This is a genomic window from Streptomyces sp. NPDC055749 (genome assembly GCF_053617235.1).
Genome location: NZ_JBSHFH010000004.1, coordinates 1 through 22,338, shown reverse-complemented (window position 1 = coordinate 22,338; position 22,338 = coordinate 1). Strand labels below are relative to the sequence as shown.

General features: G+C 71.2%; 11 protein-coding genes and 1 pseudogene. 7 read left to right on the top strand and 5 right to left on the bottom strand.

The window, feature by feature from the left end:
• Window positions 1–28: 28 nt before the first annotated feature.
• From ACWGO0_RS04105 to ACWGO0_RS04095, 3 genes are all read right to left on the bottom strand, one after another.
• Complete coding sequence (locus tag ACWGO0_RS04105) at window positions 29–3,355, bottom strand: S8 family serine peptidase (protein ID WP_453527611.1); 3,327 nt, start codon at window positions 3,353–3,355, stop codon at window positions 29–31.
• A complete protein-coding gene (locus ACWGO0_RS04100) occupies window positions 3,352–3,684 on the bottom strand; it encodes a sulfurtransferase TusA family protein (RefSeq protein ID WP_453527608.1) in 333 nt (110 codons plus the stop codon). The genes ACWGO0_RS04105 and ACWGO0_RS04100 overlap by 4 nt, the downstream gene beginning before the upstream one ends.
• A gap of 92 nt (window positions 3,685–3,776) precedes the next feature.
• On the bottom strand, window positions 3,777–6,917 hold the full coding sequence (locus tag ACWGO0_RS04095; protein WP_453527605.1) for an ATP-binding protein: 3,141 nt from the start codon (window positions 6,915–6,917) through the stop codon (window positions 3,777–3,779).
• A gap of 158 nt (window positions 6,918–7,075) precedes the next feature.
• On the opposite strand from ACWGO0_RS04095, the gene ACWGO0_RS04090 reads away from it, so the two are divergent.
• Both ACWGO0_RS04090 and ACWGO0_RS04085 read left to right on the top strand, forming a co-directional pair.
• Entirely contained in the window at window positions 7,076–8,095 is a 1,020-nt protein-coding gene (locus ACWGO0_RS04090) for a helix-turn-helix domain-containing protein (protein WP_453527602.1), read from the top strand.
• 192 nt (window positions 8,096–8,287) lie between these two features.
• Window positions 8,288–12,103: a S8 family peptidase gene (locus ACWGO0_RS04085; RefSeq protein ID WP_453527600.1), complete on the top strand. Its 3,816-nt coding sequence runs from the start codon at window positions 8,288–8,290 to the stop codon at window positions 12,101–12,103.
• 531 nt (window positions 12,104–12,634) lie between these two features.
• On the opposite strand, the pseudogene ACWGO0_RS04080 reads toward ACWGO0_RS04085, so the two are convergent.
• A pseudogene (locus ACWGO0_RS04080) lies at window positions 12,635–13,678 on the bottom strand (AAA family ATPase); the annotation flags it as partial.
• Between the two features lie 336 nt (window positions 13,679–14,014).
• A complete protein-coding gene (locus ACWGO0_RS04075; RefSeq protein WP_453527597.1) occupies window positions 14,015–15,058 on the bottom strand; it encodes a DUF2382 domain-containing protein in 1,044 nt (347 codons plus the stop codon).
• A 592-nt stretch (window positions 15,059–15,650) separates the two neighbouring features.
• Between ACWGO0_RS04075 and ACWGO0_RS04070 the strand changes: the two genes are divergently transcribed.
• From ACWGO0_RS04070 to ACWGO0_RS04050, 5 genes are all read left to right on the top strand, one after another.
• Complete coding sequence (locus tag ACWGO0_RS04070; protein WP_453527594.1) at window positions 15,651–17,084, top strand: NAD(P)/FAD-dependent oxidoreductase; 1,434 nt, start codon at window positions 15,651–15,653, stop codon at window positions 17,082–17,084.
• On the top strand, window positions 17,078–18,382 hold the full coding sequence (locus ACWGO0_RS04065; protein WP_453527592.1) for a KamA family radical SAM protein: 1,305 nt from the start codon (window positions 17,078–17,080) through the stop codon (window positions 18,380–18,382). Before ACWGO0_RS04070 ends, ACWGO0_RS04065 begins: the two co-directional genes overlap by 7 nt.
• A gap of 201 nt (window positions 18,383–18,583) precedes the next feature.
• Window positions 18,584–19,393: an IclR family transcriptional regulator gene (locus ACWGO0_RS04060; RefSeq protein WP_453527589.1), complete on the top strand. Its 810-nt coding sequence runs from the start codon at window positions 18,584–18,586 to the stop codon at window positions 19,391–19,393.
• A 125-nt stretch (window positions 19,394–19,518) separates the two neighbouring features.
• Complete coding sequence (locus ACWGO0_RS04055; protein ID WP_453527586.1) at window positions 19,519–21,189, top strand: OPT/YSL family transporter; 1,671 nt, start codon at window positions 19,519–19,521, stop codon at window positions 21,187–21,189.
• A 52-nt stretch (window positions 21,190–21,241) separates the two neighbouring features.
• Window positions 21,242–22,306: a hypothetical protein gene (locus ACWGO0_RS04050; RefSeq protein WP_453527584.1), complete on the top strand. Its 1,065-nt coding sequence runs from the start codon at window positions 21,242–21,244 to the stop codon at window positions 22,304–22,306.
• Window positions 22,307–22,338 lie beyond the last annotated feature (32 nt).

Genomic DNA, 22,338 nt, shown 5'->3' with positions numbered 1-22,338 from the left:
GTGGCACCGTCATGTCGTCAGCGCGGGATCATCCGACCGGGATGGCCCGGGGAAGCGCCGAGTCGACGGTGTTGCCCTGCCTGTCCTCGGCCGTCACACGGACGCCCAGGAAGCCACCGGACGTGAGGGCCGAACCCGGTGCGGTGAACCGGTAGTCGCCGTTGTCGTCCCGGTGCGCCGAGACCTGCTGCCAGGTGACGCCGAGGTCGGAGGTCACCCAGGCGCGGACCTTGCTCAGGCCGTCGACCGCACCCGTCACGTCGGCCTTCACGGTCAGCGAACGGCCGGCGCGGGCCTGGTTCATGTTGTTCAGCGGCGCGTCGAGCGACACGTTGAGCAGCTTCACCGGAGTCGCCGCTTCACCCGTGCCACCTGCGGTGAAGTTCCACTTGGAGGTCGACTCGCCACCCATCGGGAAGATCCCGGCGGAGGTGACGGTGCGCCGAAGCTCGTACGAGGCCTTGTCCGCGTTCTCGAACGTCTTGTCGATCCGTGAGCCCGAGCCGGAGACCAGCGTGCCGTTGCGGTAGAGCTGGCTCGTGGACTGGGTGCGCTGAGGGAAGTTGAAGTCGGCGTTCCGTGCGACGAGTCCGTCCGGGTTGACGCTGTCGTCGATCTGCAGCTGGAGACGAGAACCGGTCGCCTGGCCGGTGGCGAGCACCGAGAACGGTCCGTCGAACCAGGTGTCCTTCGTGGAGGTGCCCGGCTCGTAGGTGAACTGGGTCGGCGGGTAGTTCATCTGCACGCCGCCCTGGTTGCGGTAGGTGAACCGCAGCCAGATCCTGTCCTCGGCCTGGATGTACTCCGTGCGCTCGTGCGGGACGGTCAGGTAGGACGGCGAGGACGTGTTGAGGCCGCCGAGCCCGGTCCCGTAGACCGTGCTGCCCTCCTGGTAGCGGAGCCTCTCGTTCATGCCCCGGAACGTCGTGCGGACCTTGGCGAACTTCTCGACCTCACCGCGGGTCAGCCGTCGCTCGGGGTTGTCACTGACATCAGTCTGCGCGTAGGCAGCGTCGTAGAGCGCGGAGGTGTCGCCGACCGTGATGTCGCTGTCCGCGTCGGCGAGCCGCCAGCGCTCGTTGAACGCGACCTTGCCGAGGTGGGGTTCGGTGGTCGGCGTGATCCAGAGCGCGTCCTTCGGGAAGGTTCCGTAGGCGCCACCGGCCAGCATGCTGTGGCGGATACCGAACCGGCCGTCGTCCGTGGTACGGGTCAGGTTGCCGAGCATGAACTCGGGGCGGGTGTCCTTGCCCTCCAGGGACGCGGTCCAGCGGCGGGCCTTGCGGGCGTCGAAGACGAGCTCGTTGGAGCCGGCCTTCAGGTCCGCGCTGACGATCGCGATCTGACGGAGTCCGTCGATGGTCATCGCGATCATCGCCAGGCCCATGTACTGGCCCTCGGGAACCCGCAGGTCGCGCGTTCCCTCGGCGCGGACCTCCGCGTTCAGGGATGCGCCGCTGTCCGCGTTGAGCAGGGAGATCTGGGCGGGCGCGGGCTTGCCCGCGCGGTCGAGCGTGGTGATCTTGACGGACTGTGCACGGTCCAGGAGAAGCGGGACGCGCAGCGCCTGGCCGCCACCGGCGGGGAGCGCCGTCAGCGCGCCGGTGTAGGTACCGGTCGGAGTGCCGGTGGTGTCGACGGTCAGAGTGACATCCGTGGACTCACCGGCACCCAGCGTCACGGAGGAGGCGGAGAGCTTCAGCATGCCGGCCGGAGGCGTCGAACCTGGTGTCGCCAACGTGCCCATGAGGCCCAGGGTGACGGAGGCCCCGCCCTTGTTGGTGAGCTTCACGGTACGGGTCGCGGTGCCGTCGGCCACGTCCAGGCGCCCGAAGTCGACTGCACCGGCGTCGGCCACGACCGTCTGCTTCAGCGCGGCCGGCAGGTTCACCACACCGGTGCCGACGTCATAGACCGTCTGTCCAGACTGGAGTGACGGCGCTGTCGCGCTGCCCATCAGGGTGTGCTTCAGCTGGTCCGGGGTCCAGTCGGGGTGCTCCTGGGCCAGCAGTGCCGCGGCGCCCGCGATGTGCGGGGCGGCCATCGACGTACCGGACAGGGCGGTGTACGCCGGGTCGGACTGCACGGTGCCGATGTTGGTGCCGGCGGCGCGTGCCGCGACGATGTTGACGCCGGGGGCGGCTATCTCCGGCTTGACCGTGCCGTTGAACGACGGCCCACGGCTGGAGAACGAGGCGGTGCCGCCCGCGAAGTCCACGGCCGCGACCGACAGGGCGTGCGGGGCGATCGACGGGGCGGACACGGTGGAGATGTTGGGACCGTTGTTGCCCGCCGACACCACGAACAGCGTGCCGGACGAGGTGGCCAGCGCTTCGAGCGACTGGGTGACCGGGTCCTGTCCGTTGGTCGGGCCGCTGCCCAGCGACATGTTGACGACCTTCGCGCCCTGCGCGACGGCCCACTCCATACCGGCGATGACCTGCGAGTCCGAACCGGAACCCTTGTCGTCCAGCACCTTGCCGACGATCAGGTCGGCGTCCGGCGCGACGCCGGTACGGAGGCCCGGTGCACCCGCGCCACTGCCGGCCACGGTCGCCGCGACATGGGTGCCGTGACCCTGCCTGTCGACCGCGCTGCCGCTGCCCGAGAAGTCCTTGGTAGCGCTGATCCGGCCCGCGAGGTCCGGATGCGTCGGGTCGGCGCCCGTGTCCAGCACGGCGACCTTGACCCCCTTGCCGGTGCGGCCGGCCTGCCACGCGGTGTCGGCGCCGATCTGGGTGAGGTTGCGGTCCAGCGCGTCCGCCCGCACCTTGCCGTCGAGCCAGATGCTCTTGACGCCGTCCAGCGCGCCCTTGCTGTCGAGGGCGTCACCGACGTCGTCCGCGTCGTCCTTGTCGAGGACGGCCGTGCTCGCCTTCAGCGCGTGGAAGTCCCGCTCGGCGGGCATCAGCCCATCGCTCTTGAGCGCCTCGGGACGGTCGGTGCCGGTGCGCCGCACGATCAGCGGCAGCGCGTCGACGCGGGAGTCGTCGTAGCCGTCGCGGACCAGCCCGTCGACGTTGAACAGCTGCGGGTCGAGGAGGGAACCGACCTTGCCGATCACATCGCTCGGGTAGAAGTACGCGTCGCCGTCGATGTCCGTACGGGCGAGGACCGTGCCCGGGGCCGAACCTTCGGCGGGCACCGCGCTGTACGATTTCCGGCCGTCCGGCGTGGTGGTGACCGTCACCCGGTCACCTGTGATCAGGGTGACCGTGCGGCTCACTGACGCACCGAACGCCGTGACGGACGGCTCCGGTACGGGCCCGGCGGTCGCCGACGGCAGGACGGCCGGCGAGCACAGGGCGGCGACGGTGACCGCCGCCACGAGTCTGGCGCGAGCAAGGGGCTTCATGGGGACTCCGGCTTCTGGAGGGGGAACGGGGTCGGTGTGCCGTGCACGGGGGGCGGCGGCAGCCTGATGCGGTACGCACTCACGTCGCCCGTCTCCTCCTCGGAGAGCAGGGTGGAGCCGGTGAGCCGGCACCACCCTCGGAGGGACGAACGGACCTGTGGGTTGGCGCTGTGCAGTTCCAGCACGCTGCCCACGGGCAGCTCGCACCGGCGCCGTTCCAGCAGACCGAGGATGCGGGCCCATGGCTCGCCGCCCGCGTCGACGACGGCGCGGACCGATTCGTCCGGACCGGCGGCGCCGGACGACGCGTCGGGGGCGGCAGCAGACATGGGTACGTTTCCTCGGAGGCTGGAACACGGGGCACACACGCCCTGGTGTTCCAGGGCTGGCCAGACCGTAGGAAACCCGCGTTACCCACGAATTACCGTGGTGCGGGTACGGCTTTCGCAGCAGCCTTCCTGGTGGCCTCCGCGGCGGCGAGCTCCTCCGTGAGCCGCCGCATCCCGTCCAGCACCTGCGGGTCACGCGCCAGAGTCACCGCGTCCGCGCAATCGGCCAGTGCCTTGTCCGCCTCCGCCAGGCGCCCGCAGCGCAGTTCGACCTCGGCGAGCCCGACCAGCGCGTAGGGAAGCACCCAGGAAGGTCCGAGCGAACGGGCCAGCCGCACCGCCGCGTTGGCCAGCGCCGTCGCCCGCCCGTGCTCGCCCACCAGAAGCTCGGCGCCCGCCAGGTTGCTCTGGTCGAAAGCGAGGACGGTGGGGTCCCCGGTCCGCCGTGCGATCGACACCGCGCGCCGCGCGTAGTCCCGCGCGGCCTCCGACCGGCCCTCCTCACGGGCCAGTTCGCCCACGACGGACAGCGCGCTGGAGAGCAGCGCCGCATCGCCGGCACGCTCGGCCGTCAGCAGCGCCGCCTCGGCCGCCCCACGGCTCTCGCGCACCTGCCCCGACACCATCAGAGCGGCGGCGCGGATCGTGAACAGCCGGGAGAGCAGCGGGTCCCGGTCCGCTTCGGGCAGCCGGGCCGTCTCCAGTTCCGCCCGGCGCAGGGCGGCCATCGTCTCGTCGTACTGTCCGGCGTAGAAGGTGAGCGCGCCGATGGCCAGGTGCAGCGCGGCCCGGTCGGCGACTGCCGACCGGCTGTTCGCGGGCGCCGCACGGAGCACGTCGAGACCTTCGAGCGGACGTTGCGCCCGGCCGAGCACTTCGGCCAGCGACACGGCCGCGCGCAGCGCCCCGCCGTGGTCGGCGGCCGACTCCAGGTCCCGCAGGGCCCAGCGCAGCACCTTCTCGGCCTCCGGATAGCGCGCGGCGCGGCGCAGCACCTGCCCCCAGGCCAGCCGGGCGTCGGCCGCCGCGGCCCGGTCCGCGGCGTCGAGATGGGTGACCAGCTCCTCGTAGTAGTCGCAGGCGCTGTCGTTGGCGTACAGGGCAGCCGCCCGGTCGGCGGCGGCGCGGAGGTAGACCGGCGCCCGTGCGTCGTCAGCCACCGTCATGTGGAAGGCGAGAGTGTCCACGGCGTCCGGCCGCAGCCGCAGCACCGTCTCCGCGTACGCCTGGTGGAGCAGGCGGCGCGCGGCCCTGCCCAACTGCTCCGTACACGCCAGCCGTACCAGGGGGTGGCGGAACGCGTAGCCGAGGACCGGCCTGCCGCCGAGGACGACATCGCGTTCCTCGACGAGTCCCGAACCGACGGCCGCGTCGAGCGCGGCCGTCACCTCGGGCCCGTACAGCGGTGGATGCAGACCGGAGGCGGCGACCGACTCCAGCTCGGTGAGCGAGACCGCGGTGCCGCCCGCGAGGGAAAGCGCCGCGAGCGTGTGTCTGGCCCCTCCGGGCAGTCGGGCCAGCCGACTGCGGACGAGTCGGCGGATGCTGTCGGGAACGGCCTCGGCACGCGGCTCCGCGGTGGTGCTCGCCCGCGGCACCATGTGCTCCAGGTCGGCCTCGGGGCCGGTGGTCAGTTCGAGGGCGAACAGCGGGTTGCCGAGCGAGAGCCGGAAGATACGCGACGCCGTTCGACGGTCCTGCGCCCGCCCGTCGAGGCCTGCCGCCGCAGCGGCGAGACCCGAGCAGTCCGCACGGCTCAGCCGCAGCAGATCGATCTCCACCGCCATCCGCTGGCGCAGAATGCCGTCGAGCACCTGCTGTCGCACGTCGTCCGGCTGAAGACTCTCGTCGCGGCAGGTGGCGATGAACTGCCAGCGCCTGGTCTGCGCGGTCCGCACGAGATGGTGGAGGAGGCTCAGCGACCCGGGGTCGGCGGACTGCAGATCGTCGAGAACGACGAGTACGGGACGCGTCGCCGCGAGATCGGTGAGGACCCCGGCCACGGCACGGAACAGCCGGGCGCGCTCCTCCTCCGGGCTCGCCGCGGCGGGCGGCCCGCCGCCCAGCGAGGGCACCAGGGCGGCCAGGCCCGGGTGTTCCGCGCTCACCCGGGACCGCTCCTCGGTGCCGCAGCCCGCGAGGTGACCTTCGAGAGCGTCCGCGAACACCCCGTACGGAGTCTGCCCCTCGGCCTCGTGACTCGTGCCCCACAGCACACGGACGCCCTGCGCGGCCGCCTCCCGGGCGGCCTCCGCGACCAGCCGGGTCTTGCCGATACCCGCCTCACCGCGCACCACGACGAGCCGGGTGTCACCGCCCGTCGCCGAGGCGTGCCCGGCCAGGAGGGCGAGCGGGCGCTCGCGGCCGAAGAGGGGCAGCGGCTCGGGGCGGCGGATGGCCGGGGGCAGCGGCGCCTCCTCCGGCACGGCACTGGCCGGCGGCGCGGAGCCCAGTGCGTCGAGCGCGGACAGCGCGGACCGGTGCAGCGCCTCCAGTTCGGCCCCCGGCCGCACCCCCAGCTCGTCGGCGAGCGCCTCGCGGCACGCGTGGTACTGGCGGATGGCCTGGCGGGGTCTGCCCATGTCGTACCAGGTGCGGGCGAGCAGCAGACTCAGAGCCTCGTCGGCGGGGGACCGGTCCACCGCGCCGCGGAGCAGCGCGACGGCGTCGTCGGTACGGCCGTCGGCCAACAGCCGCCCCGCCAGGGCCGGGACGAGCTGTTCGCGCAGTACGTCGATACGGCGGCGGCGCTCGACGGCCCAGTCCGCGTACCGGTCCTCCGGCAGCAGCTCCGCTTCCAGCGCCTGCCGCGCGCCCTCCAGCGCCTCGGCGTCGCCCGCGGCGAGCGCCGCGCGTGCGGCCTCCTCCGCCTCGTCGGCGTCGACCCGGACCAACTCCGCTGCGAGGAACACCAGATCACCATCCGCCACGAGGTACGCGGAAGGGACGCGGGGCTTCAGCTCCGGCTCCAGCGCATGGCGTGCGGCATGCAGGGTGACCCGCAGATTCCGTACCGCCGCCTCCGCCGGAGTGTCCGGCCAGAGGAGATCCATGACCTCCTCGCGGTGACGGCGCCGGCCGGGCGCCACCGCCAGCAGTTTCACCAAGGTCTGCGCGGTGCTCCGCCGCCACCTCCGGGGAATGGCCACCCCGTCGTCACGAACCGCCGCGAATCCTCCCAGGAGGTGCAGGGACAGCCCTGGTGCGCGCGGGAGTTCGGCCGGACCTGACATGGCGCACACCTTAGCGATCAGCTGTCACCCGTACGACAGCTGTCTACAGGCTGAGCGTTACTGCGGCGTTACTGTGCGCGCCGATGCCGGAGGAGGCGGTTCCGTGCGCCGGGCGGGGCGGCGACCCTGGGGCGACTGTGCCGGGCCAGGGAGGGATTGTGGTGTTCGAAGCTCTGGGACTGACCGATGGGGAGACCCGGATCTACGCGGAACTCGTACGCCAGGGACCGTGCCGGATCGACCGGCTGCCGGCCCTGACCGGGCTGCCGGCCGAGCAGATCGAGGGGGCGCTTCAAGGGCTGGTCGAGCATGGGCTGCTCACGCACACGGAGGAAGAGCCGCCCCGGGTGATCGCCTCGCCGCCGGACATCGCGGGAGAGGTCCTCCTGCTGCGCCGCATGCAGGAACTGCACACCGCACGCGCGGCCATGGGACAGCTCGCCGCCGCGTACCGCACCACCGCCCGGCGGCGGGAGACGGACCGGGTTCCGGTGGAGTTCACCCCGGACGCGGCGGTCGCCCAGCGCATCGACCAGATCCAGAGCAAGGCGCGCGACGAGGTCCTCATGTTCGACGTGCCGCCGTACACCTCCCTCGGCGGTGACACCGACGTGCTCTCCAACGACCGTGAGATGGAGCAGCTTTCGGCAGGGGTGCGCTACCGGACGATCTACGACCGCCGGTCGCTGGAGGGCCCGGGCGGCCTGGGCCGGATCAGCCGGTACGTCGATGCGGGAGAGGAGGCCCGGTCGGCGCCCCGGCTGCCGATGAAGATGGTCGTCGTCGACCGCGAACTGGCGATCCTGCCCGCTCCGGACGACGGCCTCGGCGGGCACCGCGGCTCCGTGCTTGTCCGGCCCAGCCCTCTGCTGGACGGTCTGATCGCGCTGTTCGAGCAGTTCTGGGCGACAGGGCTGCCGCTCACGACGATCACCGGACCGCCGGGCGCGACGGCGTCGGAACTGGGCGAGTCGGACGTCCGGCTGCTCACGCTGCTGCTCACCGGAATGACCGACGAGGGGATCGCCAGACAACTGGGCCTCGGCAGACGGACAGTGCTTCGCCGGGCGCGGGCCCTGATGGACCGGGCGGGCGCGGAGACCCGTATGCAACTGGGCTGGTACGCGGCGCAGCGCGGCTGGATCCGGCCCACGCCGCCACCGGAGGGCGGCAAATGAGGTGAGGGCGGTCGCCGGTCCGGCGCTTAGGTGACCCTGGCACCAATGCGCCGTCACTTGCCCTTCTTTGCCGTGAGAAGCCGGTTGTAGCGTCCCGGACTGCGACGCCGTACCTGTACATGACACGAGGGGCGTTCCCCCTTCGCTGTCGTTCCGCGGCGTGCGCCATCGCCCCCGATCTAGGAGGAGCACGTGCAGCACTCTTCGCGAGGGAGAACCAGGAAACGACTGCTGGCCACCGCCGCGGTCGTAGCCGTCACCGCCACCCTGCCCGGCCTCACCGGTGCACTCGGAGCCCAGGCGGCGCCTTCCGCGACCGGAGTCGTGCAGCCCGCAACCCGGGCCGCCACGACCGTCGACATCACTCTCGTCACCGGCGACACCGTCTCGGTCGCCACCGGGACGGACGGCAGGAAGTCCGTGGATGCCCGGGCGGCGGCGGGCACCTCGAAGTACTTCGAGACCCTTGCCGAGCCCAACGGCGATCTGTACGTATTCCCCTCGGACGCGAGCGACGCCGTCGCGTCCGGAGCTGTCGACAAGCGGCTCTTCAACGTGACGCAGCTGATCAAGGACGGCTACGGCAACGCCGAGTCCGGTGAGATGCCGGTGATCGTCTCGTACGCCGAAAAGCTCTCGGCGGACACCCTGAAGCAGCGCGTGGACGCCCTCCCCGCCGGCGACCGGGGTCCGGTCATCGACCGCCTGGACATGGCCGGAGTACGCGTCGACAAGAGCGGGGCGAAGTCCTTCTGGCAGGCGGTCAAGCCGGTCAGCAGGAAGCCCGCCAAGGGCAGGACCGTCACCGCTCCCGGCGCCGCCGACGTGGCGAAGCTCTGGTACGACGGCAAGGCGAAGGTTTCACTGGACAAGAGCGTGCCGCAGATCGGCGCCCCCGAGGCGTGGGCCGCCGGGTATGACGGCGCGGGCACGAAGGTAGCCGTCCTCGACACGGGCATCGACCTCACCAACGCCGACGTCAAGGACCGGATCACCAAGACGGCCAGCTTCGTGGACGGCCAGACCGTGGACGACGGCCAGGGCCACGGCACCCATGTCGCGGCCACCATCGCGGGCAGCGGAGCCAACGCGGGCGGCAGGCTCAAGGGCGTGGCACCGGCCGCCGACCTGATCATCGGCAAGGTCCTCAACAACGCGGGCTCCGGCGGCTACTCCGGGATCCTGGCCGGTATGGAATGGGCCGCGAACGAGGGCGCCGACGTCATCAGCATGAGCCTGGGCGGCCCCGCCACGGCGGGCGGCGACGTGATGACCGAGGCGGTGGACAGGCTCAGCGCGTCGACCGGCACCCTCTTCGTGATCGCCGCGGGCAACGCGGGCCCCGGCGCGATGAGCATCGGCAGCCCCGGCACCGCCGACTCCGCGCTCACTGTCGGTGCGGTGGACAAGGCCGACGCCCTGGCCGGGTTCTCCAGCCGGGGCCCGCGCAAGGGCGACTACGCCATCAAGCCGGAGATCACCGCACCCGGAGTCGCGATCGTCGCGGCCCGCGCGGCGGGCACCTCCCTGGGTACGCCCGTCAACGAGCACTACACCTCGCTGAACGGCACATCGATGGCCACCCCGCACGTCGCGGGCGCCGCCGCCATCCTCGCCCAGCGCCACCCCGACTGGACCGGCCAGCGCATCAAGAACGCACTGACCGCCCACGCCAAGCCCGCGCCCGCCTACACGGCGTACCAGCAGGGCAACGGCCGAGTGGACATCCCGGCCGCCCTCGACCCGAAGCTGGAACTGTCCGGCAGCGGCGACTTCGGCCTCGTCGAGTGGCAGGAAGGGGCGTACGAGAAGGAGACCCGCACCATCACCCTCTCCAACCCGACCGCCACCGGCACCACCGTCACCCTCGCCTCCGAGGCCGGCGGCACTCTCCCGAGCGGAGCCGTCACGCTGCCCGCGCAGCCGGTCACGGTCCCGGCGAACGGCACCGCCGAAGTCCCCGTCGTCCTCGACCCGGACGGCGTCGCGGAGGGCGAGTACAGCGGCCGGGTCACCGCGACCACCGCTGACGGCGCCACCGCCCACACCGCCGTCGCCTTCACCAAGGAGGGCAAGCGCTACGGTCTGACACTCGACTTCAAGGACCGGCGCGGCGGCGCACCGGAGGGTGTCCGGTACCTGCTCATGGGGCTGGACAACGACTACTTCACATCGGTCGATCTCGCCGGGGGGCACCAGGAACTGCGGCTGCCCGCCGGGAAGTACACCGTCACGGGACAGGTGAACACCCGTGGCACGGGCAAGGCATCCACGCGGTACGCGACCGACCTGTTCAACGTCGCCGAGATCGACCTCACCGGCAAGGACGGCAGCGCCACGGTCGACGCCACGAAGGCCACGGACTTCCGGATCGTCGCGAGCGACGAGAAGCGTGCCCTGGAGAACTCCGACTTCTCGCAGCAGCTCACCAGGACCTCGGCCACCAACCGGCGGTCCATGTCGGGTGTCGCCGGACTGGCCAACTGGTCCGACCAGCACTTCGGCGCCATTCCCAGTGCCGAGCCGGCCACCGGCGAGCTGTGGGCCTCCTTCTATCAGAGCCGGCGGGAACCGATGGTGCGGGCGACCGTCACCCGGCCCGACGCCTTCTCCATCACCGCGAAGACGTCCAGTTACCTCAACCGCTTCGACGGAACGCAGTCCTTCGACGTCGTCGACGTCGGTACGGGCTCGGCCGCCGACCTCGCGGGCAAGGACCTCAAGGGCAAGGCCGCCCTGCTGCACGTCGACTCCACCAGCGGAGGCTCCACGCTCGTCAGGTCCGTCGAGACGGCAGGAGCCTCCGCGATCATCCTGGCGCCCAACGACGACTCCCCACAGGGCATCGTCATCCTCGGTGTCACCGTCCCCTACATCGCCACGAGTCACGCCGACGCCGCCAAGCTCGCGGCAAGCCTGGCCAAGGGCCGTACGACGGTCGCGCTGAAGGGTGTCGAGGAAGCCGGTTATGCCTACTCGGGGCAGTGGGACTTCAACGAAGGCATCCCGGCGAACCTGGGTATCACTGCCCGGTCCGGGGACTTCGCCAAGATCAAGAACTCCTTCCACAGCGATGGCGCCGATCGTGTCGGCTACTTCACGACGCACTCCTGGGGCCCGTACCCCATGACCTCGTTCCGCTCCGGCCAGTTCCTCCAGCAGGGGCATCAGCGGGACGACTACGTCCGCGCCGCAGCCTCGGTGACGTACGGCCAGAACGTCTCGGCCCGTACCGACTACCCCGCATCTCTCAACGAGACGGCCAAGAGCTACCGGCCGGGCCAGGTGACGGAGGAGAGCTGGTCCGAACCGGCCATGCATCCGTCCAACTGGACCCAGTACATCTGCAACTTCTGCCGCACCGACGTCGGCACGGTATTCGGCAGCCAGCTCGGCGGCGACTCCGACCCGGACCACTACATCAGGGGCAGCCGGTCCCGCGCCTGGACGTACTACCGCAACGGCGAACTCATCACCGACACCACGCAGCTCATGGTGAAGGAGAAGGCCGAGTACCGGTTCGTCGACACCAACACCCGTCCCAGGGACTACACGGGCGTCAACCTCGGCAACAAGGTCGTTACCGAGTACGGGTTCTCCTCCGCCGCGCCCACGGAGATGCAGGTCGACAACTGCAAGGCCACCGTGCCCGCGGCCACTAGGTGCGAGGCACTGCCGGTCGTCCTGCTCGACTACGGGATGAACACCGACATCCTGAACCGGGTACCGGCCGGTGACCGGTACTCCTTCACCGTGGACGCCTCCCGCGCCAAGGGCTGGGAGGGCTCCACCCGGATGGCCGGAGCCAAGGTGTCCGTCAGCTACGACGACGGCGCCACCTGGAAGTCCGCCGACGTGGACCGGATCGACGGCAACTCCTTCCGGGCTTCGTTCCGCAACGCCGAACTCGCCGACACCAACGGGTTCGTGTCCATCAAGACAGAGGTCAGCGACGACGCGGGCAACCGGACCGTCCAGACCATCACCCGGGCCTACGCCCTGAAGTAACCCCGCACCGGCTGCCGTTCGCACCCCGTGGGCGGCAGCCACCGCACGCCCGACCGGCAGCGCGACCGTGTACACGACGCCCTCCCTGCCGGGCCCGGCACGCAACCAGCCCAGGCACAACGCCTGTTCGAGGCCGGCCAGGACCCGCGCACGCGATTCCTGGCCGGCCCGCCGCGCGAGCGCGGCCGGTGACAGACCTCCGGGATGCGGCGCGATCAGCGTCACCACCTCCCGTACCTGCGTCACTTCCCGCCGCAGGCGCCGGTCGACCAGCCCCGCTCCACCCCGCATCGCGTCCACGGCGCACAGCGGGTTGCCCCCCGAACGGGCGAAGACCTCGTGCCCCGCATGGCCACCACCCGCCAGCCGCACACACTGCGCCTCACTCAGTCCGCCGAGCACGAGCCGGTGCGCCGCACCGATACGACCCCGCCAACGGCGCTCCCGGCTGCGGTACGCCACCACGAACCTCACCGGAAGCCGAGCACACCGCGCCACCAGCCCGCGCAGCACGCGCACGGCGTCCGGACCGGCCCGGTCCAGGTCGTCGACGAGGAGGACGACGGGACGGGACCGGGCCAGACCGGTGAGGAAGGCGCACAGATCCCCGACACTCGCGTCGTCCACCCGCTCCATGTCCCCGTACAGGGAAGGCAGTACGGCCGCGAGGTCGGAATGCGCCAGCGCGACCGAAGCGCGGGCGTCGGCGTCGAGCCGCCGTACGAAGTCGTCGAGGGGCGCGAGCACCGCCTTGTACCCGCTGCCAGTGCCTTCCGCGGCGGCGTGCAGGACATGCGCCCCGCTCCCGCGCAAGCGGGCGGCGACCTCGGAGAGAGTGCGCGACAGACCTATGCCCGGTTCGCCGGTGAGCTCGACGACCGAGGGCCGAGCGGGGCGGGGGAGTGCCGTGAGTAGCGTCAACTCAACGTCCCTGCCCACGAATTCGAGCTCGTCGCAGCCGGAGGGACTGGTCGGGGGCGGCGTGGACAGGGCCCGCGCAAAAAGCTCACGGAGTGGTGCGTCGGGCTCGGTGCCGCAGGCATCGACCAGTGCCCTGCGGTACGCGTGATACTGCTGCACCGCCTCGCCGTGGCGGCCCGCCGCGATCAGACGTCGCAGCAGCGCACGGCAGACGTCCGCCGCTAACGGGTCGGCAAGAAGGACCTCCCTCAGTACATCGTTCACACCTGCGCCCGCATCGTGCCCGTGTTCCGCACAGTCGACGGCCAGCGCGCGCCGCAACACGCGCTGCGCACCGCGAGCGGCCCGCACGAAAGGCTCGTCGCCGTCGTCCGGCAGTATCTCCGGCAGCAACGCCCGTACCAGTCCGCCCAGTTCGTACGGGCGACACCGCTCCGCCGCCTCCCGGACCACAGTCAGGTCCACCCGCACCCGCCCGTCCACCAGACCCACCGAACCGTCCTCGCCCGACACGATGTACGAGGACGGGCCCCTGGCGGGCAGGCCGGGTTCCAGCGCCCGCCGTACCGCGTGCAGGGCCACCCGCAGACTCCGCGCCGCCGATGTGCGGTCCGCGCGGGGCCACAGCAATGCGGCGAGCCGGGCGCGGTCCATCCGGCCGCCGTCCGCCAGCGCCAATGCCTTGAGCAGCCGCCGTGCACTGGGCCGCGACCACCGCCCGGCGGGCAGCGCCCGGCCGCCGCACTCCACCCGGAAGCCACCGAGCACTCGGATGGTGACCGTCTCCACCGCTGGCACTGTCACCGGATTTTCTCCCTCCGCGAGCCGGACCACGACGCCGCGACACGGTAGGAAGACCTCGTTACCCGCCCATTACCCGTTGCCCGTTGCTCAGCGCCCCTCGGATCCGGTACGCGACGAAGGGGCGGGCCCGCACGGTGCGGGTCCGCCCCCTGTCTCTGGGGTGCATCGGTCGTCGCGAACAGGGGGTCAGCGGCGGCGTCCCTGGCCGAACTCGCCGCCCGTGTCCTTGCCGCTGCCCATGTCCTTCCCGTCCGCGTAGTCGATCTTCTCCTTGCGGATCTCGGCGGAGACTTCCTTCTGTTCGGTGACCTTGTTGGTTTCGAGGCGGACACGCTCCACCGGCACGGCCTCCTTGCGGACGGTGGCCCGTTCCGCGTGAAGGGTGACCTCGACGTCCTGTTCCCCGAAGTCGGTCTGCCCGGTGGACTTCTCGTCCGGCCGGAGAGGTTCGCGGACGATGCGTACCTCTTCATGGGAGACGGGGACGGTGCGAGTGACGTTCTCGGTCACCACGTACTTGTGCAGGCGTGCCTTTCCGCTCTCGTACTCCTCCGTGCCGACGTGCAACTGCTCCTCGGAACGGATCATTTCGTCCTTGCCGCCACGGTCGGCCGCGGACCGTTCGGCCCCGGCGCCCGCGAGCGGACGGCTCGTCGTCGCGGAGGTTTCACGGTGCCGGCCCGCGCCGGTTCCGCCGCCCGTTCCGGCTCCCGCCATTCCGGTCGTGCCGGCGGTCGTCGTCTTGGCGGTACCGGTGCCGGTGGTGCGGCCCTTCCCCGCAGCGCCCGCGGCTCCCGCCGCGCCGGCAGCTCCCGCGGCACCCATCGCGCCGGTGCCGGCCACGGTCGGTGCGCCGGGGCCCGTGCCGGTCCCCATGCCCGCCGATCCTGCGGCCTTTGTGGTCGACTTCTTCGTGAGGCCGTAGTGGCGGTAGAGCTCTTCCTCCTCCGATACGGAGAGGTGGGCGTCCGCGTCCACGCGCGGGGCGCCCTTGACCGTGTCCTTCGGATGAGAGATGTGCAGGTCGGAGGCGACCCGGCGGGCTCCGGCGAGCGGTACGAAGCTCTCCTTCATACCGAACATGCCGGTCTTGACCGTGATCCAGTCGGGCTTTCCCGTGACGTCGTCGACGTACACCCGCCCCACGCTACCGACCTTCTCGCCCTCGCTGTCGTAGACGTTCAGACCGTCAAGCTCTGCGGAATCCGTGAAACCGTCTGCGGCTCCCATGGCCGATTCCTCCTCGCCCGGGCGCGTCCTGTGGGTGGCTCCAGCAGGGAAGGCGCGTCCGACCTCCATCGCGCCTCACCCGGATGGACGCTGCAACTTCCCGGCCGGTTGGGGTAGGGGGTCAGGGGCCCGGCAGGTGGGCCTCGGCCCCGTACCGGGGCGGTGCGGGACCCCAGTCAACGTTAGGCCGAACGGGTGACGCCGGGGCTGGGGTGGGCCCGCCCCGGGAACCGGACGGGTGAATCCCGGGTCCATCGGCCGGGACCGGCCGAAAACGCGTGCCGTAAGCGGCCGGGCAAAGCACTTGTTCGGTGACATCGCGGGATCGGGAATCAGCGGTCCCACGGGTTCGGACGGTGCGGGACGGTTCCTTTTTACCCTTGCGCAGGATGTGTATGCATGTGGCCGTACATTGTTTCCGGGCAATATGTGACGGCAGGGGAGACGTACTTCGGCCATGCGTCCCAATTCGATCCCTGGACACTCTTTTCTCCGCCATTCATGATGAGTCGCGGTTCGAAACTCACGAATACCGACACGGAGGAAATCTGTGACAACGGAGTCGCGGGGATCAGGGAATTTTGACGTCGTCGTGGTGGGGAACGGGGCCCTGGGGCTCTCGCTCGCGCTCACCATGATCCGGCGCGGGGAACGGGTCGCTCTGATCGGGGAACCCCACCGGCCGATGGCTGCCTCCACGGCCTCCGGCGCGATGCTCGGCTGTTTCGGCGAGGTCACCGGCACCACGCTCGGCAGCGAGCACGGGCGGGCCAAACTCGACCTGGACGTGGCCGCCACCCGGGTCTGGGACAGCTGGCTGGCGGAACTCGCCGAGGACGCCGGCGACGAGGAAGCCGGCGCGATCAGGACCGCGCGCGGCACCGTCGTCATGCACAACACCATCGGCGTCCCGGAGATCGACGACGCGAGCATGCTCGCCATCAGGCAGTCGCTCGACCTCTACGACGAGCCGTACGAGGACATCGACGTCGCCTCGCTCGACTGGCTGGACCCCCAGCCCACCGCCCGCCCGCTGGCCGCGCTCTTCATCCCGGGCGAGCACGGCGTCAACTCGGCGGCCCTGCTGCGCTCGCTGGAGCGGGCCTTCGTCCGCCGCGGCGGGACGCTCGTCGCCGACCGGGCCGCCGAGGTCGTGGCCGGCAACGGGGTCGCGCACGGCGTCCTGCTCGGCGACGGCAGCCGGCTCAACGCCCCCGTCGTCGTCCTCGCCGCCGGTGTCGGCTCGCAGGACCTGCTCGACGGCGTCCCGGGTGCGGCGGCCGGAATCCCCCGGCTGATCAGCGGGTTCGGCATCTCGGCCCTGCTGCGGACCGACCCGGCCGTGGCGCTGCCCGAGAGCGTCATACGCACACCCAACCGGGCGTTCGCCTGCGGGCTGCACCTCGTGCCGCGCGGCACGGGCCAGGTCTACGTCGGGGCCACCAACACCATGCGTCCCGAACCCAGCCGGCTGTCGAGCGTGCGCGGCATCCAGTTCCTGCTCGACTGCGCCGTGCGCCAGCTCCGCCGCGACCTGTGGTTCAGCGGCATCGAGAAGGTGCAGGTCGGCAACCGGCCGGTCACGCTCGACGGCTTCCCGCTGCTCGGCGAGAGCGCGGTGCGCGGTCTGTGGCTGATGACCGGCACCTACCGCGACGGCCTCCATATGTCCCCGCTGCTCGCCGCCCGTATGGCCACCTGGATTCTGGAAGGGAAATCCGCACCCGAACTCGAAATGTTCCGCCCGGTGCGCGCGCCGATCGAGACGATGAGCCGTGAAGAGACCATCCGCTATGCGGTGGTCCACCGGCTCGCCACCGGACACGAATGGGACTGGAGCATTCCGGTGGAATGGCCGGGAATTCTGGAAGGTCTCTTCGAGACGTCGTACAGAAAGCACGCGGATGACATAGACGATTCCTTCACGCCGCCGCCCGACATTCTCGCTTTCGTGCCGGCCTTCCCGGTACTCGGGGATATGCTCCGCCAGTACTACGCGGATACCCGTGAGGCGGCCGGGTGCTGAAGGTCTACACCGGAAAACGCCTCCGCCGGCTGGTCGAGGAACGCACGGCGGACCGGGAGCTCGCCCACGACGTCGACATCGTCGGCCGGGTGCTGCCCTTCAAGGTGAGCTCGTACGTCGCCGACGAACTGATCGACTGGTCGCGGGCCCCCGACGACCCGCTGTACCGCCTCGTCATGCCCCACCGCGACATGCTCGCCCCCACGGACTTCGCGACCGTGGAGCGCGCCGCCGCGCTCGGACCCGAGGCGCTGCGCACGACCGTCGCGGACATCCGGGCCCGCCTGAACCCGCACCCGGGCGGTCAGCTCGAACTCAACGTGCCCGAGGACGGCTGGGGCCTCCAGCACAAGTACCCGGAGACGCTGCTGGTCTTCCCCCGCCAGGGACAGACCTGCCACAGCTACTGCGCCTACTGCTTCCGCTGGCCGCAGTTCACCGGCGACAGCTCCCAGCGCCAGGCGCTGACCGGTCCCCAGGTCATGACCAGCCATCTGGACCGGCACCCGGAGATCACGGACGTGCTGCTGACCGGCGGCGACCCGCTCGTCATGCGGACAGCGCTCCTGCGCGAGTACGTGGACCCTCTGCTCGACCCGTCGAGACGGCAGGTCAGAACGGTGCGCATCGGCACGAAGGCGCTCTCGTTCGCGCCACAGCGCTTCCTCGAAGGACCGGACGCCGACGCGACCCTGCGGCTCTTCGAGCAGGTGGTGAGCAGCGGCCGGCATCTGGCGCTGATGCTGCACGTCTCGCACGCCCGTGAACTGCGCACTCCGGCGGCCCGCGCGGCACTGGCGCGCATACGGTCCACCGGCGCCGTGCTCCGTACCCAGGCGCCCGCCGTACGCCACGTCAACGACGACGCGGCGGTCTGGGCCGACCTGTGGCAGACGCAGGTCGAACTGGGCGCCGTGCCGTACTACATGTTCGTCGAGCGCGACACGGGCCCGCGGCGCTACTTCGGTCTGCCGCTCGCCCGCCTCGTACGGATCTACCAGGACGCGATCCGAGGGGTGTCGGGCCTGGCGCGGACCGCCCGCGGGCCCGTCATGTCGACGGAGATCGGCAAGATCGTCGTCGACGGGGTGCAGGAACTGGACCAGGGGCCCGCCTTCATGCTCCGGATCCTCCAGGCACGGCGCCCCGAACTGGTGGGGCAGCTGGTGCAGGCCCGGTACGACCCGCTCGCCGAATGGTGGACGGAACTCGTACCGTACGCGGCCCGGGACCGGCCGTTCTTCGAGCCCCAGGAGCGGAGCAGCGTCCGCGAACAGCCGGTACGGCTCATGGGCTGACCAGCACCGCTCCCCGCCCAGCACTGGCCCGGCAGGCATCCTGCCGGGCCACTGCCATGTCCCCGGCGCGGCCGAGGCGAATTCCTGGCAAACCCTTGACACCCACCGAACGCGCCCGCATCCTTTCGCCAGAAATCGCAACGGCGTTGCGATTTCCGCACCGACAGACAGCCGTCGACCTGGACGAAAGAGGGCCGGACCATGGCGGAACGCGCCACGACCACCAGTACCGGAGCCGAAGCAGGCACCCAGCCCGCCGGCGTGCTGCAGACCGTGGACCGCGCCCTGCTCGTCCTGCTCACCTTCACCGAGCAGCGGCCCGAATGGGGCGTCAGCGAGCTCGCCCGCCACCACGGCTGGGACAAGGCGGTCGTCCAGCGCCTCCTCACCACTCTGGCCGCCCGAGGCTTCCTGCTCTGCGACGACACCAGCCGCCGCTACCGTCCGGGGCCCGCGCTCTCCCGTCTTGCCAGGGTCGGCGAACACAGCGGCATCCTGTCCGCGCTCTCCCGCCCCGTACTCGCCCGGCTGCTGCGCGAGACGGGGGAGAGCGTCGTACTGAACGTCCCGCACGGCGGCAGCTACCGCTGCGAAGCCGCGGTCGACGGCACGGGCCCCGTCCGCTACACGGCGATAATCGGCGCCGTCATGCCCGGCCACGCGGGCGCGTCAGGACACACCATCTTCGCGTACCACCCCGAGCGCGAGATCCGGCAGATGTTCGGCCCCACCGGCGCCACCGGCCTCACCCGCTTCAACGACCGCACCATCACCGACCTGGACGCCCTGCTCACCTGCTACGCCCAGGTCCGTGCCGACGGTTTCTGCGTCAGCCACGGCGAGTACGACGAGGCCGTGACCGCAGTCTCCGCACCCGTCTTCCAGGGCGACGGCGTCCCCGCGTCCCTCACCGTCATCGGCCCGTCCCACCGGGTGAACCGGGCCACCGACACCCTCGTCCCCCTGGTACGCGCCGGAGCGGCGGAGATCACCGCCGCCCTCGGCGGCTGACCCCACCCGCTCCGCACCACCCCCATCACCCAGCGGCCCCCGGGCCACGGGTGCGCCCCGCCGTACCCGCGCACCCACCCGGGACAACCGCCCTCCCCAGTCCCGCTCACCGAAGGAGGTGCCCCATGGCGCACCAGGCCTCCGCCCCGCACCGCGTCCCACCGCCAACCGGGGCCGAAGACAACCGGACGCATCCGCGCGTCCTGGAACCCCTCATGATGGTCGTCCTCGTGGTGCTCGCCGCCGTCGGCGCCATCATCGGTATCGACCTGGTCACCAAGCTCGGGATCTCCGCCAACACCTCCGTGGTCGGCGCGCTCGTGGCGATGCTCATCGGCCGCATCCCACTGAACTTCCTCCGCAAAATGCGCTCCGTGCACCGCCAGAACCTGGCCCAGAGCGCCATCTCCGCCGCCACGTTCGCCTCCGCGAACGCCCTGCTCACCTCGGTCGCCATTCCCTACGTCTTCGGGCGCGAGGACCTGGTCTGGCCCATGCTCGCCGGATCGTTCGTAGGACTGCTCGTGGACGCCTGGGTGCTCTACCGCGCCTTCGGCTCCCGGCTGCTGCCCGCGGACGCGGCCTGGCCGCCCGGCGTAGCAGCCGCCGAGACCATCAAGGCAGGCGACCGGGGAGGACGCCGCGCCCTCATCCTGGTGGGCGGCACCGCGGTCGGCCTCGCCGGAACCCTCTTCAGCCTCCCGCTCTCCGCCGCGGGCGTCGCCTTCCTCGGCAACGTCTGGGCGCTGCTGATGTTCGGCATCGGGCTGCTGCTGCGCCAGTACGGCCCCGACCTGTTCGGCACCGACCTGGGCGCCGGGTTCATCCCGCACGGCGTCATGGTCGGCGCCGGAATCGTCGCCCTGGGGCAGGCCGTCGTCCTGCTCGTCGGCCACCGCGACCGCAAGCGCCGCAAAGCGGCCGAGGCCGAACCGGTGGCCGCACGGCAGGCCGAACCCGCGGACCCCACCACGGTGTTCACCGTCGACGAGCGCGGACTGCGGCTCGCCCTGATCCGTGGCTACGCCCTGTTCACCGGGGGCGCCGCGCTCCTCGCCGTCCTCGGCGGACTGCTCGGCGAGATGAGCCCGCTCGGCATCGTCGGCTGGGTGCTGTTCGCCGCGTTCGCCGCCCTCGTCCACGAGCTGATCGTGGGCCTGGCCGCCATGCAGTCCGGCTGGTTCCCCTCCTTCGCCGTCACCCTGATCTTCCTCGTACTCGGCCTGGCCATAGGCATTCCGTCCGTACCGCTGGCCCTGCTCGTCGGTTATGTCTCCGCCACCGGACCCGCCTTCGCCGACATGGGCTACGACCTCAAGGCCGGCTGGCTGCTGCGACGCGAGCACCGCCCCTGGGACCCGTACGAGCGCGAGGGCCGCCGCCAGCAGTTCCTGGCCGCCCTCGTCGGGTTCGCCGTCGCCCTCGTCGTCGTCGCCCTGGCCTGGAGCTCCTACTTCGGGCAGGGCCTCATCCCGCCCGTCGCCAAGGTGTACGCCGACACGATCCGCACCGGACTCAGCGACCCCGACGCCATCCGCACGATGCTCATCTGGGCCATCCCCGGCGCCGCGATCCAGCTGCTCGGCGGCACCCGCCGGCAGATGGGCGTCATGCTCGCCACCGGCCTCCTCATCCTCACCCCCCAGGCTTGCTGGCTCGTCCTCGGCGCACTCGTCGTACGGACCGGCTACCGCAAACTGCGCGGCCCGGCCGCCGACGAAGAGCTCAACCTCGTCGGAGCCGGCCTGATCGCGGGCAGCTCGCTCGGCGACTCCGCCCAGATCCTCAAGACCTGATGACTCATCAGCGTCATCGGAAGCACCACCCGCACGGCAAGGAGAACCCTCCATGGACATGTACAGCAGGCTCGAACCGCGCCCCGAGTACCTCACCTTCGAACTCGCACTGGCCGCCCGCAAGCTCGTCGAGGAGGTCATGCTCGTCAAGCCCGGAGAGGACGTCGTCCTCACCGGCGACACCAGCAGCGACCGCCGGGTGATCGAGGCCACCGCACAGGCCGTCGCCGCGGCCGGGGCACACCCCGTCATCGTCTGGTACGAGACCCTGCCGGGCGCCTCCATGGAACCGCCCCGGCCCGTCGCCGGAGCCATCTCCGACGCCGACGTGTGGATCGAGTTCGCCGTCTCGTACCTGATGCACTCCGACGCCTTCCGTGCCGCCATGGCCAACGGCTGCCGCTACACCAACCTCACCGCGATGGACGTCCAGATGCTGGTCGCCACCGTCGGCCGCCCCGACTTCCAGGGCGTCATCCGCCTCGGCAAGGCCCTCGTGGCCCTGCTGGAGGCCGCCGACGAGGTCCGCATCACCTCCGCCAACGGCACCGACCTGGTCGGCCGCAACGGCGACCGGCCGATCAACCTGCGGGGCAAGCCCGCGGAGAAGCCCGGCGAGACGGTCATGCTCTCCGGCCAGATCTCCTGGAACCCCCTGGAGGAGACCCAGGACGGCGTCCTCGTCTTTGACGGAGCACTGTGGCCGCCGGACGAGATCGGCCTGCTGCGCTCCCCGGTCCGCTGCACCGTGGAGAAGGGTGTCGTCACCAAGATCGAGGGCGGCGCCGACGCGGACGTCTTCCGACGCTGGATGGAGTCCTTCGACGACCCGAACATGTTCCGGGTCGCGCACTGGTCGCTCGGCTTCAACCCCGGTGTCCTCGCCCCCACCGGCCGTATCGTCGAGGACGAGCGGGTGTTCGGCTGCGTCGAGCTCGGCATCGGCACCAAGGGCGCCTGGATAGGCGGCGAACCCTGGGTGGCCGCCGCCCACACCGACGGCAGCATCGTCGGCCCGTCCATCTACCTCGACGGAGTCGCCATCGAGGAGAACGGGCGGTACGTGCACCCGGAGCTCGTCCGGATCTGCCGCGACCTCGGCGTCGCCGGCTACTGAGCCCCGGGGCCTGTCGCCGAACCGCCGCCGCC

Excerpts from the sequence above, each read along its gene's own strand:
- ACWGO0_RS04105 (WP_453527611.1), bottom strand. The coding sequence starts at position 3,355 with ATGAAGCCCCTTGCTCGCGCCAGACTCGTGGCGGCGGTCACCGTCGCC.
- ACWGO0_RS04100 (WP_453527608.1), bottom strand. The coding sequence starts at position 3,684 with ATGTCTGCTGCCGCCCCCGACGCGTCGTCCGGCGCCGCCGGTCCGGAC.
- ACWGO0_RS04095 (WP_453527605.1), bottom strand. The coding sequence starts at position 6,917 with ATGTCAGGTCCGGCCGAACTCCCGCGCGCACCAGGGCTGTCCCTGCAC.
- ACWGO0_RS04075 (WP_453527597.1), bottom strand. The coding sequence starts at position 15,058 with ATGGGAGCCGCAGACGGTTTCACGGATTCCGCAGAGCTTGACGGTCTG.
- ACWGO0_RS04060 (WP_453527589.1), top strand. The coding sequence starts at position 18,584 with ATGGCGGAACGCGCCACGACCACCAGTACCGGAGCCGAAGCAGGCACC.
- ACWGO0_RS04055 (WP_453527586.1), top strand. The coding sequence starts at position 19,519 with ATGGCGCACCAGGCCTCCGCCCCGCACCGCGTCCCACCGCCAACCGGG.
- ACWGO0_RS04050 (WP_453527584.1), top strand. The coding sequence starts at position 21,242 with ATGGACATGTACAGCAGGCTCGAACCGCGCCCCGAGTACCTCACCTTC.